This is a genomic window from Alteromonas aestuariivivens, assembly GCF_003367475.1.
GTDB classification, from domain to species: Bacteria; Pseudomonadota; Gammaproteobacteria; order Enterobacterales; family Alteromonadaceae; genus Alteromonas; species Alteromonas aestuariivivens.
Window position 1 is genome coordinate 670030 of sequence record NZ_QRHA01000001.1, and the last position, 13330, is coordinate 683359.

At 49.6% G+C, this 13330-nt stretch carries 13 protein-coding genes; 7 read left to right on the forward strand and 6 right to left on the reverse strand.

From position 1 onward, the window contains the following. Positions 1-6: 6 nt before the first annotated feature. Genes DXV75_RS02800 through DXV75_RS02820 form a run of 5 tightly spaced genes read right to left on the reverse strand, consistent with a single transcriptional unit; the run spans position 7 to position 4443 of the window. Positions 7-1266 carry an SAM-dependent methyltransferase gene (locus DXV75_RS02800; protein WP_115591681.1) on the reverse strand — a complete coding sequence of 420 codons (1260 nt, stop codon included), beginning with the start codon at positions 1264-1266 and terminating at the stop codon, positions 7-9. Next, the gene (locus tag DXV75_RS02805) at positions 1266-2000 is read right to left on the reverse strand and encodes a DUF1365 domain-containing protein (RefSeq protein ID WP_115591682.1); all 735 of its coding nucleotides are present in this window, start codon (positions 1998-2000) and stop codon (positions 1266-1268) included. The genes DXV75_RS02800 and DXV75_RS02805 overlap by 1 nt, the downstream gene beginning before the upstream one ends. Next, complete coding sequence (locus tag DXV75_RS02810; RefSeq protein WP_115591683.1) at positions 2000-3268, reverse strand: NAD(P)/FAD-dependent oxidoreductase; 1269 nt, start codon at positions 3266-3268, stop codon at positions 2000-2002. Before DXV75_RS02810 ends, DXV75_RS02805 begins: the two co-directional genes overlap by 1 nt. A gap of 18 nt (positions 3269-3286) precedes the next feature. Beyond that, positions 3287-4015, reverse strand: coding sequence for an SDR family NAD(P)-dependent oxidoreductase (locus DXV75_RS02815; protein ID WP_115591684.1), 729 nt, complete (start codon positions 4013-4015; stop codon positions 3287-3289). Next, the gene (locus DXV75_RS02820; RefSeq protein WP_115591685.1) at positions 4012-4443 is read right to left on the reverse strand and encodes a nuclear transport factor 2 family protein; all 432 of its coding nucleotides are present in this window, start codon (positions 4441-4443) and stop codon (positions 4012-4014) included. Before DXV75_RS02820 ends, DXV75_RS02815 begins: the two co-directional genes overlap by 4 nt. A gap of 149 nt (positions 4444-4592) precedes the next feature. On the opposite strand from DXV75_RS02820, the gene DXV75_RS02825 reads away from it, so the two are divergent. The 3 genes from DXV75_RS02825 (at position 4593) to DXV75_RS02835 (ending at position 6570) form a co-directional block, all read left to right on the forward strand. Further along, positions 4593-5168 carry an LON peptidase substrate-binding domain-containing protein gene (locus tag DXV75_RS02825; RefSeq protein ID WP_115591686.1) on the forward strand — a complete coding sequence of 192 codons (576 nt, stop codon included), beginning with the start codon at positions 4593-4595 and terminating at the stop codon, positions 5166-5168. A gap of 114 nt (positions 5169-5282) precedes the next feature. Continuing rightward, positions 5283-5882, forward strand: a complete 600-nt coding sequence (locus DXV75_RS02830) for a sigma-70 family RNA polymerase sigma factor (RefSeq protein ID WP_115591687.1) — start codon at positions 5283-5285, stop codon at positions 5880-5882. A gap of 4 nt (positions 5883-5886) precedes the next feature. Beyond that, complete coding sequence (locus DXV75_RS02835; RefSeq protein WP_115591688.1) at positions 5887-6570, forward strand: ChrR family anti-sigma-E factor; 684 nt, start codon at positions 5887-5889, stop codon at positions 6568-6570. Positions 6571-6626: 56 nt separating this feature from the next. Here the strand turns inward: DXV75_RS02835 and DXV75_RS02840 are convergent, their stop codons facing one another. Beyond that, entirely contained in the window at positions 6627-7394 is a 768-nt protein-coding gene (locus DXV75_RS02840; RefSeq protein ID WP_115591689.1) for an outer membrane protein assembly factor BamD, read from the reverse strand. 174 nt (positions 7395-7568) lie between these two features. Here DXV75_RS02840 and rluD point away from each other — a divergent pair, with 174 nt between their 5' ends. From rluD to pssA, 4 genes are all read left to right on the forward strand, one after another. Next, positions 7569-8552: a 23S rRNA pseudouridine(1911/1915/1917) synthase RluD gene (gene rluD, locus DXV75_RS02845; protein ID WP_115591690.1), complete on the forward strand. Its 984-nt coding sequence runs from the start codon at positions 7569-7571 to the stop codon at positions 8550-8552. Next, on the forward strand, positions 8552-9271 hold the full coding sequence (gene pgeF / locus DXV75_RS02850; RefSeq protein WP_245953091.1) for a peptidoglycan editing factor PgeF: 720 nt from the start codon (positions 8552-8554) through the stop codon (positions 9269-9271). The genes rluD and pgeF overlap by 1 nt, the downstream gene beginning before the upstream one ends. 101 nt (positions 9272-9372) lie before the next feature. Beyond that, complete coding sequence (gene clpB / locus DXV75_RS02855; protein WP_115591692.1) at positions 9373-11943, forward strand: ATP-dependent chaperone ClpB; 2571 nt, start codon at positions 9373-9375, stop codon at positions 11941-11943. Between the two features lie 155 nt (positions 11944-12098). Further along, on the forward strand, positions 12099-12944 hold the full coding sequence (gene pssA / locus DXV75_RS02860; protein WP_115591693.1) for a CDP-diacylglycerol--serine O-phosphatidyltransferase: 846 nt from the start codon (positions 12099-12101) through the stop codon (positions 12942-12944). Positions 12945-13330: the final 386 nt, after the last annotated feature.

The following is a 13330-nucleotide window of genomic DNA, read 5'->3' on the forward strand; positions in this document are numbered from 1 at the left end:
AAGGGCTTAACCTGTCCGATTCAGAACATCACGGTAATGCGGCTTGGTCAGCAGCATCTGCACTGTACTTATGGTGCGTTCCAAAAAGCCGCCTTCGCAGTATTTCAGGTAGTAGACCCACATGCGCTGAAATCGTTCATCGTACCCCTGTTCAGCCAGAACGTCCTGCGAGCGGGCAAAAGCCTGGTACCAGTCATTAAGTGTACGGGCATAGTCCAGCCCAATGTCCTGGATGTCGCGAATGGTCATATCGCTGAAGCGTTTCACATGTTCTGCAAGTACATGTAATGATGGTAAAAAGCCTCCGGGGAAAATGTACTTCTGGATGAAGTCGACGCTGCTTGCGTAGTTATCGTAACGGCGGTCATCAATGGTGATGGACTGCAACAGCATTAACCCGTTGTTTGCCAGCAAAGAGGCGCATTTTTCAACGAAGTTGCCCAGATAATCTTTGCCTACTGCCTCTATCATTTCTATGGAAACCAGTTTTGAGTATTGCCCGCTGAGCTGACGGTAATCCTGCTTCAGCAGGGTTATCCTGTCCTGCAGGTTCTCCTTGTTCACCCAGTCAAGGGCGTAACTGTATTGCTCTTCCGATATTGTGGTTGTGGTTACCTGACAACCGTAGTGCCTGGCCGCAAAGACTGCCAGCCCGCCCCAACCGGTACCGATTTCCAGAAGATGATCGTCAGATGTGAGCTGCAGTTTATCGCAGATTACCCTGAGTTTATGCTGTTGGGCTTCGCTCAGAGATGTTGTGGTATCCGGATAAATGGCGCTCGAATACATCATGCTGCGGTCGAGAAAATGGCTGTACAGGCGGTTACCCAGGTCGTAGTGGGCCTCAATATTACGTTTGGCCTGTTCGTGGGTATTACGGCGGCGAAAGTGCTGCCACTTTAAAACAGGCAGAGTCAGCCACCTGAATTTGGCTTCCCACTTATCCAGTGCACTCAAATTTCGTGCAAAAATTCGAATCACAGAGGTTAAATCCGGTGTTTCCCACAGCCCTTCCATATAGGACTCACCAGCACCAATGCTGCCACCCAGCAACAGCGGGCGATAGGCCTTTGCCGAATTTACATTGACCTTGGCTTTAAGTGATGAGGCGGGGTTACCGAACTGTGCAACTGTATGCCCACCTTCCATAATTTCAAGATGACCATAGGAGAGGTGGGTCAGAACGTTAAACAGCGCACTTCGACACAGCTTGTCTGAGAGCGTCGCTTCAGATTGAGGGGAAGATACTATTTCTGCATGAGGCATTATTTTTGTTCCTGACTGTCCATAGGATGGGGGTAAACCGGTGCACGTTTTAACCAGAGCTTCAAAGCCTGCCAGTAAATTCCCGCGAGGGTTTTAATCGTCATGCTGGGTATTTTGAATAGCAAACTGCGCACATTTTCTGAGGTCAGTGGCATTTTCTTCATGGTTAGCCCGGCACTGAATACCCGTTGTTTCTGTTCACAATTCATTATCAGAGAAAGCGTTTCATCCGGTTGCGATATCTGCCATTTGTAGGTCATGTCCATGGGGTTAAATGGCGAAACGTGAAATGCTTTGGCTGTATCCTGCTGGTCTTTCAAATCCACCAGATAATAGTGCCTCTCATTCCAGGGGGTATTGCTGACTTCGGCCAGCATGTGGCTGAATTTGCCATCTGTTCCACGCAAAAAGTAGAAGTTCACCGGGCTGAAATAGAGGCCGAAGCAGCGAACCTGCCCCAACAGAAAAACCTCCCCCTGATGCGTGTGACCGGCCAGTTCAGAGATTTTTTTGAGGACCGACTGCTTCAGGCTGTCATCGGGCGCACCCACATAGTCACGGCGCCGAAATCTGAGTGGGGAAAATCCAGAAGTTGAAAAATAGCGGACCTTGTCAGACACGTGGCTGATTTCATCGAGGTTCAGCCACATCAGGTAAATATTGTAGCGAAAACTGTGTTTAACCGGTTTGTGGCGGGCGTGGAATACCTGGCCGCAATATATGGCGCTGTCCATTAGAGTGTTACTCCAAATCGCTCACATACATCCAGTGCGCTGCGCACCCCATCCTCGTGGAAGCCGTTGTACCAGTAGGCGCCACAAAAATGCAGGTTGTTCGCACCACATATTTGCTGGCGCTGTTGCTGGGCACTGACCATCTGCAGGCTGAACTGGGGGTGCGCATAGCGATACCGCCCAAGAATTTTGCTCTGGTCGATCTCTTCCGAATTGTTCAGAGTTACGCAGAAAGTCACCGGCGCGCTGATTTTCTGCAGAATATTCATATTATAGGTGACGGATGCGGGTGCCGTTTGCTCTTCCTGGGTTTCCTTGAGTCTATAATTCCAACTCGCCCAGGCCAGGCGTCGTTGGGGCAACTGATTGATGTCGGTGTGCAGGATCACCTCGTTTGACGCATAGGGGATTGCTCCCAGGATAGCTTTTTGTTCAGGTGTCGGTTTAGCCAGACATTTGAGTGCCTGGTCACTGTGACAGGCAAATATTACGTGGTCGTAGGTGTCCTGCCTGCCGGTTGAATCAGTCACACTGACTCCCCTTTCCAGTGGCTGCACATCGGTGACCCGGGTATTCAGGCGTATGCCGCGGTGAAAGGGAGCTGTCATCGGTTCTATGTAGCTATGGGAACCCCCTTTCAATGTATACCATTGAGGGCGATTGGTAATGTTCAGCAATCCGTGGTTGTTAAAGAACTTGAGGAAAAATCGTAGAGGGAAGTGTTTAACCTGTTCCAGGCTTGACGACCAGATTGCCGCGCACATTGGATAGAGATAATAGCGACAGAAGTCAGCAGACAGTTTGTGGCGTGTGACGAATTCTTCCAGCGTTACCGAATCGGCAGGTTCGTTACGCTGACTGATGGTTGTTTTACATAAGGCATTGAACCGGACTATGTCTCTTACAACGCGCCAGAACCTGGGGCGCAGCAGGTTTCTCCGCTGCGCAAACAATGAATTCAGAGTATTCCCGTTGTACTCCAGATTTGCTTTGGTACTGTGCACGGAAAAGCTCATTTCGGTTGCCTGACGTTCAATATTCAGCCTGTCCATCAGGGCAATGAAATTTGGATAGGTCCAGTCATTAAAGACTATAAAACCGGTGTCAATCGGGTATCGGGTTCCTTCAATGTTGACGATTTTTGTGGCGGTGTGTCCACCCAGGTAGTCGTTGGCTTCAAACAACGTAATGTCGTAACGCTGACTGAGAAGATAACCACAGGTCAATCCTGATATCCCTGACCCTATAATCGCAATTCGTTGCTTCATTCACGTATTCCTGATGACTTACTGTTGCTTGCGCAAGGCCCTGGATATATGGCTTTGCAATTTCGCTGGCAATTGATTGAGCAGCCTGAGCATCCAACCAAACAGGGTTGGAAAGTAAATGCTGCTGTGTTTACTGAGCAAACCGTTCAGCATATCTTCTGCAGCCCGCTCGGCGGAAATTCGGGCGGGCATTTTAAAATCGTTTTTATCTGTTAGTGGGGTTTCTACAAACCCCGGGGATACGGTTTGAACCCGAATACCCCTGGTGGCTAAATCGACCTCCAGGCTTTTGGCAAAATAGTGCACTGCTGCTTTACTGGCACCGTAAGCCTGGGTTCGACTGAACGGAAGCAGGCGGGCCATGCTGTCGACTACTGCAATCTGACAGCCTCTGGTCAGCTTGGGCAACAATGCTTCAACGCAATAAACAACGCCAAAAAAATTGGCCTCAAAAACCCGACGGAACATGGCTGAATCAAAATTGTCTATGTCCACATACTCACAGGTTCCAGCATTTAGCACCGCGATGTCAATGTAGCTGTGATCCAATGCGTTAATGGCAGTGATAGTGGCCTGACGGTCTGAAACGTCGAACTGGCAGGTGGTCACATTATCTGTCTTTGCCAGCTGTTCCAGCGCCTTTGCATTTCTCCCACAGGCGATAACTTGGTGGCCTTTAGCTGCAGCGTGCAGTGTCAGCGCTTGGCCAATACCGGATGTCGCTCCGGTAATCAGGATAGTTTTCATGACTGCAATCTGCCTTTTATCTTTTTGACCAGCCACCCCACCACCGGAATGTGCTCATAAACCATTTGACCCACATCATAATAGTCCCGATGATAATAAATACCTGAACTATCGACTTTTAATTGTGATATGCCGGGCAGTTCAATGTGCTTTTTGAGGGATGCCGGGCGAGCGTGCATGGTCCAGTTGATGATGTAACTGAAATTGTCCTCATTGGGCTGGCATGCAGTTACAGCGTGAATATCGAATTTGCAGTAATCCGTCATGGTTACCATGTTGGCGAAATACTCTTCTAACGCGCTCAGGCCATGGTGGTGAGCTATCGGGTCGATGAATTCAATTTTGGGTGAATAAATCGTCTTCAGTTCATTCAGATCCAAATTGGTAAAGTCGCGGTACATTGCGCTGAATCGTTCAGTAATAGTCATTGGTCGGCCCGATGGTTGGTTCTGAATCCATTACAACAGAAAAGTGACTGCGGATCATAGTATTACAAACTTGTAATGATGACTGAGACCGTTTTGGGATCCAAATCCTGCGCCGTTGCGTAGTCAGCCTAAAAAGAATTGGGAATATTATGAAGCCAGAGTATTTGCCTCTGTTCCCGTTGTCGGCACATCTGTTGCCGGGGGGGAGAATGGCGTTGCGCATATTCGAACCGCGGTATGTCCGTATGGTCAAGGATTCCTGTGCCAACAATACAGGATTCGTTCTGTGCATGCTCAATGCCAATGGTGATAAAACCAGTAATGAACATATTTATCCCATTGGAACCTATGCCCAGGTGGTGGATTTTGATTTGCTGGACGATGGTTTGCTGGGTATCAGGGTAGCGGGTCTGTATGCTGTTGAGGTCAGGAATATCCGAACTGAAGCCGATGGATTACGAGTCGGAGAGTGCAGGGCTTTGGAACCCTGGACCTGTGATATCACCCCTGAGCAGCTTGCACCAATGGATCAGCGTCTGAAAGAAATTTTTGACCGTTATGATGAGTTGGCGGCGATGTATGACAACCCCGCGTTCGACGATCCTATTTGGGTAATTCACCGCTGGCTGGAATTGTTGCCGGTTGATGCGAAACAAAAGCAGCATTTTTTAGTCCAAAAGGATTGCAGGAAACTGCTAAACTATCTAACAGCATTGGTGCAGTGACAACCATAGCGACTTTGGGTGTTGGAAAAGCGGAATTTTCTCTCGCAGTGATCCTGTTTCCAGTTTGGCTCGTAGCCCATATTTATACAGCAAAGAAAAACGCGGACAAAACTTATGTTAGTTGGAATTCCATCACAACAAAGTAATAACGTCGTAAAACCTAAAGAATGTGCAGCGGAAATGGCAGAACACATCGTCGCCGTTGCCGAAAAGCGGTGTAAGGTGTCGTTCGCAATAGTGTTTGGTTATTTTGCTCCCAGACTTCGCTCTTACGCGCTCAAGCAGATGGGTAACGAAGCGCTCGCCATGGAACTGGTTCAGGACACCATGTCGAATGTGTGGCAGAAAGCCCATCTGTTTAATTCTGAAAAAGGATCTCCCTCCACCTGGATATTTACGATAGCCCGAAATATTCGGTTTGATATGTTGAGGAAACTCCAGAACAGAAAGGAAGAAATTTGCTCAGAAGATTTATGGCCGGTATTGTGCGAGCAAACCGCTGACGTTAATGAAACCTCGCTGGACGAGCAAATTACACTCGAGCAGGTGGGGTTTTTGTTTGATTCACTTCCCCGTAAGCAAAAGGCTGTAATTGAAGCGATATACATAGACGGTAAATCGCAGCAGGAAGTTGCCGATGAACTGGACATTCCGTTAGGAACCGTGAAGTCGAGAACTCGCCTGGCCTTGCAGCGACTGAAGAGTATGTTGTGATTGCATGATTAGGTGTCATCCACGCCTTGAACAACTGGTTAAGTTCGTTGAGGGCAACCTGTCTTATTCTGAGTCCATTCTCATTGCAGCGCATTGCGACATGTGTGATCACTGTCGTCGTGTTGTGGATTCTGAGACTGCGGACCAGGCTGAAACTGCGTTCGGTACCGATGTCGTGCAGGCAGGGCCGGATTTCGATGCGATGTTCGCGCGTATCACCCAACTTCCAGCAGCACCCGCTTTCGAGTCTGGCGAGGTGCTTTTCAAACCACCGTCCAAAACCTCGTTAGAACTGGATGGAAAATCTTTTCGTTTGCCCCGAACCTTACAAAATCTGGCCGGAAAAACCGGTAACTGGACCAGTCTTGTCGGGCGCTTGTGGCAGGCGCCTGTTGATTTGGGATGCCACGGGGTAGCCAATTTTATCTACATGGCAAAAGGGGGCAGTGTGCCTGAGCACACGCACCGGGGGACAGAGTTCACACTGGTACTGGATGGAAAATTCAGTGATGGTCTGAACGACTATGACACTGGTGATTTCATCTACCTTGATTCAGAGCACACCCATGCACCAAAAACGGAATTTGCAGAAGGTTGCCTGGTGTTCAGTGTATTGGATCAGCCGTTGCATTTTACGTCCGGTTTGGCTCGTCTGCTAAATCCTTTCAGCCATTTGTTTTTCAGATAGGCGTAAGGCAAGACGATTCACCAATGAAAAAGCTCCCGAAGGAGCTTTTTTGAGTTTTAACCGATAAAGTCGCTGTCCGGGTAATTCAGCTTCAGCGTTTTTATTGCATTTTGCTTCAGTTCTTCAAGCCCGAGTTGGTCATAGCTGGCAACCATAATCTCAAGGGCCTGCTGGACCTGGTCTGAATCCGGATAATGCTCAACCACATAACGGCCACGGTTGGCAGCCGCTACGTATGCCTGACGGCGCATGTAAAATCTCGCGATGGCAACTTCATATCTCGCCAGCCGGTTCTTGATATACAGCATTCGCTTGCGTGCATCGGCGGAATACTTGCTGTTGGGGTATTGCTCAATCAGTTTTCTGAAATCTTCAAATGCTTCCCGGGATTTCGCCGGATCACGGTCGGCCCGGTCAATACTTAGCAACTCCTGGAACATATTATTGTCGGCTTCCATGTTGGTAAGGCCACGCATGAACATGGCGTAGTCCACATCGGAATGATTCGGGTTTAGCCGAAGGAAGCGATCGATGGTTGCCAGGGTTTCCTGGGTTTTACCGGATTTATAGTAACTGTAAATCAGGTCCAGTTGGATCTGATGAGAAAGTGGCCCGAAAGGGTAGCGAGAGTCCAGGGCGCTCAGAGTTTGTGCGGCGGCGCTGAAATTGCCGTTTTCTATATTGGCTTTGGCCTTTGCATAGAGGGCCTGTTCACCCATGTTCACCATGGCGGCCTGCTCAGTTGCTTCATCGGAAGAACTGCATCCGGTCACTGAGACCATGATACCGACAACCAGTGGCATCATTAAACGAAGTGATTTCATAATAATTTTTGTTTTCCTGCTTAACCGTACTCTGTGTTATGCGTGTTGAATTACTAAGATTCCTGCCATTCTAACGCACTCAAAGTTGTAAACTCCATACAAAACTGCCAAACAATACAGTGAAGCAGAATAAAGCTTGTTATAATAGCGGTTTTACCACAACTGACGGATGTTATGAGTCAATCGGACAACCAGGTGAGCTTGAGCGCTGTGACGGGGTCTCACCATTTTGGGCAAAGGTTAGATCAGGTTTTAGCGGATTTGTTCCCCGAGTATTCACGTTCCAAATTAAAAACCTGGATACTGGATGGCAATGTCAGCGTAAACGGGGCGGTGCTCACCACTCCGCGGCAAAAGATGTTTGGCGACGAGCAAATAGAGATAGAAGCGCGCGTCGAAGTTCAGGTATCCAGCCAGCCACAAAAAATCGCTCTGGATATCGTTTACGAAGACGACAGTATTCTGGTCATCAACAAACCTGCGGATTTGGTCGTTCATCCCGGCGCAGGCAATCATGACGGAACCATTTTAAACGCCTTGCTGGCCCATGTTCCCAACATTGATACAGTGCCCAGGGCTGGAATTGTGCACCGGCTGGACAAAGACACCACAGGGCTGATGGTCGTGGCTAAAACCCTGTCGGCGCAAACCCATTTGGTTGATCAGTTGCAGAACCGGGTGATGAGTCGTGAATACGAAGCGCTGGTGATGGGAACCATGGTTGCAGGCGGTGAGGTGGACGCCCCGATTGGACGCCATGCTACCAAGCGCACCCTTATGGCTGTACGGGAAACGGGCAAGCCGGCAGTGACTCACTACAGGGTTATGGAGAAGTTTCGTGCTTACACCCATTTAAGACTGAAACTGGAAACCGGGCGTACCCACCAGATCCGGGTACATATGGCCTACATCAAGCATCCTTTGGTGGGTGACCCAGTTTACGGTGGTCGGCCCAGGCTACCCAGAGGAGCTTCCCCGGAGTTTGTTGAAGCACTGAGAGGTTTTAATCGTCAGGCTCTGCATGCCGTGCAATTGTCACTGTTTCATCCGGAAACTGATGAATGGATGACCTGGCAGGCACCGTTGCCTGACGACATGGTCCATCTTATCGGGCAGGTGCGTGAAGATACCCGCCAGAATCCGGATTTTGACCTGTAGTGATACCCTTGATAAGGCCTGAGTGGAACGCGCCCGATAATGTGGTTGCCTATACCACAATGCGTAACGGGGGGGGGAGTCTGCCTCCTTATGACAGTCTGAATGTGGGGGATCATGTTGGGGACAACCCCGCCCACGTATTATCAAACAGGGCGCGGCTGCCACATTCAGATAAAATCGTCTGGCTCGAGCAGGTTCACAGTAACCACTGTGTTACTTTTCCTGCAGTTGAGCGCCGGGCTGATGCGTCCATCAGTCGCAGCAGCGAATTTTTTTGTGCGGTGATGACTGCGGATTGCGTTCCTGTTCTTCTGTGTAATACGCTAGGTACAGAGGTTGCTGCGGTGCATGCCGGCTGGAAGGGGCTGGAACTTGAAATCATTGCTTCAACGGTGAGGCAAATGGAGTCCAGGCCGGAACACCTGATGGCCTGGGTCGGTCCGGCAATCTCTGCAGGGTGCTATGAAGTCCCCCTGAATTTGGCCCGGCGGTTTGAGGCCTGGCCTGATGCATTGGTTTCGCATCCAGACCAAGGCAAAGCCTGGCTTGATTTGCCATTAATCGCTGCAATTCAGTTGCAGGAATGCGGTATCTCTAACGTGGTGCAATCCAATCTGTGCACCTATTCGAACGAAACGCAATTCTATTCTCACCGCCGGGCCCAGCATCAGGGACTGACACAAACCGGCCGCCAGGTCTCTGTCATCGGTATGCTTTGATTCACATCAAAAAGATGTGTGTAGAATTTAGTCTGTTGGCTTGAATCCTTTTGTAACTGAACCCATAAATTATGCAGGGTTATTTGCAGGGGAATGAATCCATGCGCTTAGACAGATTTACCAGTAAGTTCCAGTTGGCAATTTCCGATGCTCAATCGTTGGCATTGGGGCGCGATCACCAGTTTATTGAACCAGTCCATCTGATGACCGCCTTGCTGAATCAGCAGGGTGGCTCTGTGCGTCCGTTGTTGGATCAGGCTAACGTAAATGTTAATGCACTGCGCTCTGCGCTGAGTGAAGCGGTAGATCGCTTACCCCGGGTTGAGGGTATTGGCGGAGATGTGCAATTGGGTAAAGACAGTGGCGTGCTGCTCAATTTGTGCGACAAAATTGCTCAACAGCGAAAAGACGAATACATCACCTCGGAAATTTTTGTACTTGCCGCGCTTCAGGACAAAGGACGTCTCGGTGACATTCTGCGTCAGTTGAATGTCAGTAAAGAGCAAATTGAAAAAGCCATTGATAACATGCGCGGCGGGCAAAAGGTTACCGACCCCAATGCCGAAGATGTGCGCCAGGCACTGGAGAAGTTCACCACCGACCTGACCGAACGAGCCGAGCAGGGCAAGCTGGACCCGGTCATTGGCCGTGATGAGGAAATTCGCCGCACAGTGCAGGTGTTGCAGCGACGTACCAAGAACAACCCTGTATTGATTGGCGAACCGGGGGTGGGTAAAACAGCGATTGTCGAAGGCCTTGCTCAACGGATCATCAATGGCGAGGTGCCGGAGGGGTTGAAAAATAAACGGGTCCTGTCGCTGGATATGGGAGCTTTGGTTGCCGGGGCCAAATATCGGGGCGAATTTGAAGAGCGTTTAAAAGCGGTACTCAATGAACTCTCCAAAGAAGAAGGCCGGGTGATCTTGTTTATTGATGAGCTGCATACCATGGTTGGGGCGGGCAAATCCGATGGCGCCATGGATGCCGGTAATATGCTTAAACCTGCACTGGCCAGAGGTGAGTTGCATTGTGTGGGCGCCACCACCCTTGATGAATACCGACAGTATATTGAAAAGGATGCGGCCCTTGAGCGTCGTTTCCAGAAAGTGCTGGTTGATGAACCCAGTGTCGAAGACACCATTGCAATATTGCGCGGACTAAAAGAGCGCTACGAATTGCATCATTCGGTTGACATTACCGATCCGGCAATTGTGGCCGCAGCCACGCTTTCACACCGTTATATTAGTGATCGTCAGCTTCCGGACAAAGCCATCGATCTTATTGACGAGGCCGCTTCCAGCATTCGCATGCAGATCGACTCCAAGCCGGAAGAGATGGACCGCCTTGAGCGGCGCATTATTCAACTTAAACTGGAAGAACAGGCGCTGGCAAAGGAAACCGATGACGCCAGCCATAAGCGGCTGGAAATGATAGAGCTCGAGCGGGAACAGCTGGAAAACAAATACGCCGAGCTGGACAAGGTCTGGCATGAAGAAAAAGATGCCATGCAGGGCACTCAGTCGATCAAGTCCGAACTGGAACAGGCCAAACTCGACCTGGAGATAGCACGTCGGGCCTCCGATCTGAATCGCATGTCGGAATTGCAGTACGGTAAAATACCAGAACTGGAAATGAAGCTGGAAAAAGCCGCCGAATCTGAGAATCGGGAAACTTTGCTGCTCAAGAACAAGGTAACAGACACCGAAATTGCCGAAGTGCTCTCGCGCTGGACCGGTATTCCGGTCGCCAAAATGCTGGAAGGTGAGCGAGAAAAACTGCTGCGCATGGAGGATGTGCTGCACAAGCGAGTTGTAGGCCAGGAAGAAGCGGTAAATACGGTTTCCAATGCCATTCGCCGTTCACGAGCTGGCCTTGCCGATCCGAACCGTCCGATAGGCTCATTCCTGTTTTTGGGGCCTACCGGGGTGGGTAAAACGGAACTGTGCAAGGCCCTGGCCGGATTCATGTTTGATACCGAAGAGGCCATGGTGCGCATTGATATGTCCGAGTTCATGGAAAAACACTCCGTAGCCAGACTGGTGGGGGCACCACCCGGATACGTCGGTTACGAAGAAGGTGGTTATCTCACTGAAGCGGTCAGGCGCAAGCCTTATTCTGTGATCCTGCTTGATGAAGTGGAAAAGGCTCACCCGGATGTATTCAATATATTGCTGCAGGTACTGGACGATGGTCGTCTTACTGATGGCCAGGGCAGAACGGTAGACTTTAAGAATACCGTGGTGATTATGACGTCTAACCTGGGGTCTGACATCATTCAGGATCAGCATCAGGAAAGCCAGTACAATGAAATGAAGGCCCGGGTGATGGGCGTAGTCGGGCAACATTTTCGCCCTGAGTTTATTAACCGGGTAGATGATATTGTGGTTTTCCACCCATTGGGTAAAGAGCAAATTAAAGCGATTGCAAAAATCCAGCTGGCCTCTCTGCGCAATCGGTTGGCTGATAAGGGCTATAAACTGGAACTTTCAGCATCCGCACTGGAAAAACTGGCTGAAGCCGGTTTTGATCCGGTGTTTGGTGCTCGGCCCCTGAAGCGGGCGATTCAGGTCCAGATTGAAAATCCACTGGCACAAAAATTATTGTCAGGGGAGATTATGCCAGAATCAACCATACGCATAGACACCGATGGTGACGAACTGAGTATCGTTTAGTAATGAAGGGGCTGCCGAACCAGGCAGCCCTTTTTCATTCAATGCAGGCCGACAAGTGTGAGCACCCGGGTAATATTCCTAATAATTTGTAGGGCTATGAGATGAAGGGTGGTTATGAAATAATAGGGGAAGCAGTAATCAGTTAATGAGGAACTATGTCAGATAACAAGCGCAAGGGGATATACCTACTCCCCAACCTACTGACGACAGCCGGCCTGTTCTCCGGTTTTTACGCAGTGGTTTCTTCCATGAATGGCCACTTTGAGGCAGCCGCGGTAGCGGTTTTTGTTGCCATGGTATTTGACGGTCTGGATGGCCGGGTCGCACGCATCACAAACACTCAAAGTGCGTTCGGTGCAGAATACGATTCAATGGCCGATATGGTGTCCTTCGGTATGGCACCGGCATTGGTTGCATACAACTGGGGTCTAAGCGAGCTGGGCAAACTGGGGTGGCTGGCGGCGTTCATTTATGTCGCAGGCGCCGCTTTGAGGCTGGCACGTTTTAATACCCAGGTTGGTATTGCCGATAAACGCTTCTTCCAGGGCCTGGCTTCGCCAGCTGCTGCGGCAGTGGTATCCGGTCTGGTTTGGGTGGGTGTCGAGTATGGCATGAATGGCAACGATTATGGTGTGATCGTGGCTTTTGTTACTACCGCAGCCGGCTTGTTGATGGTCAGTAACTTTAAATATAACTCTTTTAAAGAGGTGAACTGGAACGGCAAAGTGCCATTCGTTGCTTTGTTGATCATCATGTTGATATTTGTGGTGGTAGCGACTGAACCTGCCCTGGTGTTGTTTTTGGTTTTTGTTCTTTACGCGTTGGCGGGCCCAATCAATACATTCCGCATGGTGGATAAGGTTACATTAAAGGATGTGGTCGGTGATCATGAAGAAGATGCCGATTTTGATATCGGCGACAGTAAAAGTGCCAAAGTTGACAGCCAGAAAGGCGATAAATCTGGCAACCAGAATGACACGCATGAGCCATCCAACAGCTAAATTGATTGTGTAATGCACAGAGTGTTCAAAAAGCGACCGAGCGGGTCGCTTTTTTTATGTTTTTTTTGTTTTGGGGTTGACCTAAAGCGTCACGGATGTAGAATGCGCGCCTCGCTTCGGGAGAGACACAAAACACCTCACCAGAAGCGTTAAAGTCCTCCGAAAGTTTTTAGAAAAAATTAAAAAATTCGGTTGACAAAAAAAGGATGCAGAGTAAGATACGCATCCCGCTTGAGACAAGCGCTACAGCGCAGCTCGGGCAAGCCGGAAACGGCCCTGTTCTTTAAAAATTGATAACAAGACAATCTGTGTGGGCACTCGTTAACGAGTGTCAACCGACGATTCATAAATTTCGAACTATTTAATTGAAGAGTTTGATCATGGCT

Excerpts from the sequence above, each read along its gene's own strand:
- DXV75_RS02800 (WP_115591681.1), bottom strand. The coding sequence starts at position 1,266 with ATGCCTCATGCAGAAATAGTATCTTCCCCTCAATCTGAAGCGACGCTC.
- DXV75_RS02805 (WP_115591682.1), bottom strand. The coding sequence starts at position 2,000 with ATGGACAGCGCCATATATTGCGGCCAGGTATTCCACGCCCGCCACAAA.
- DXV75_RS02810 (WP_115591683.1), bottom strand. The coding sequence starts at position 3,268 with ATGAAGCAACGAATTGCGATTATAGGGTCAGGGATATCAGGATTGACC.
- DXV75_RS02815 (WP_115591684.1), bottom strand. The coding sequence starts at position 4,015 with ATGAAAACTATCCTGATTACCGGAGCGACATCCGGTATTGGCCAAGCG.
- DXV75_RS02820 (WP_115591685.1), bottom strand. The coding sequence starts at position 4,443 with ATGACTATTACTGAACGATTCAGCGCAATGTACCGCGACTTTACCAAT.
- DXV75_RS02825 (WP_115591686.1), top strand. The coding sequence starts at position 4,593 with ATGAAGCCAGAGTATTTGCCTCTGTTCCCGTTGTCGGCACATCTGTTG.
- DXV75_RS02830 (WP_115591687.1), top strand. The coding sequence starts at position 5,283 with ATGTTAGTTGGAATTCCATCACAACAAAGTAATAACGTCGTAAAACCT.
- DXV75_RS02835 (WP_115591688.1), top strand. The coding sequence starts at position 5,887 with ATGATTAGGTGTCATCCACGCCTTGAACAACTGGTTAAGTTCGTTGAG.
- DXV75_RS02840 (WP_115591689.1), bottom strand. The coding sequence starts at position 7,394 with ATGAAATCACTTCGTTTAATGATGCCACTGGTTGTCGGTATCATGGTC.
- rluD (WP_115591690.1), top strand. The coding sequence starts at position 7,569 with ATGAGTCAATCGGACAACCAGGTGAGCTTGAGCGCTGTGACGGGGTCT.
- clpB (WP_115591692.1), top strand. The coding sequence starts at position 9,373 with ATGCGCTTAGACAGATTTACCAGTAAGTTCCAGTTGGCAATTTCCGAT.
- pssA (WP_115591693.1), top strand. The coding sequence starts at position 12,099 with ATGTCAGATAACAAGCGCAAGGGGATATACCTACTCCCCAACCTACTG.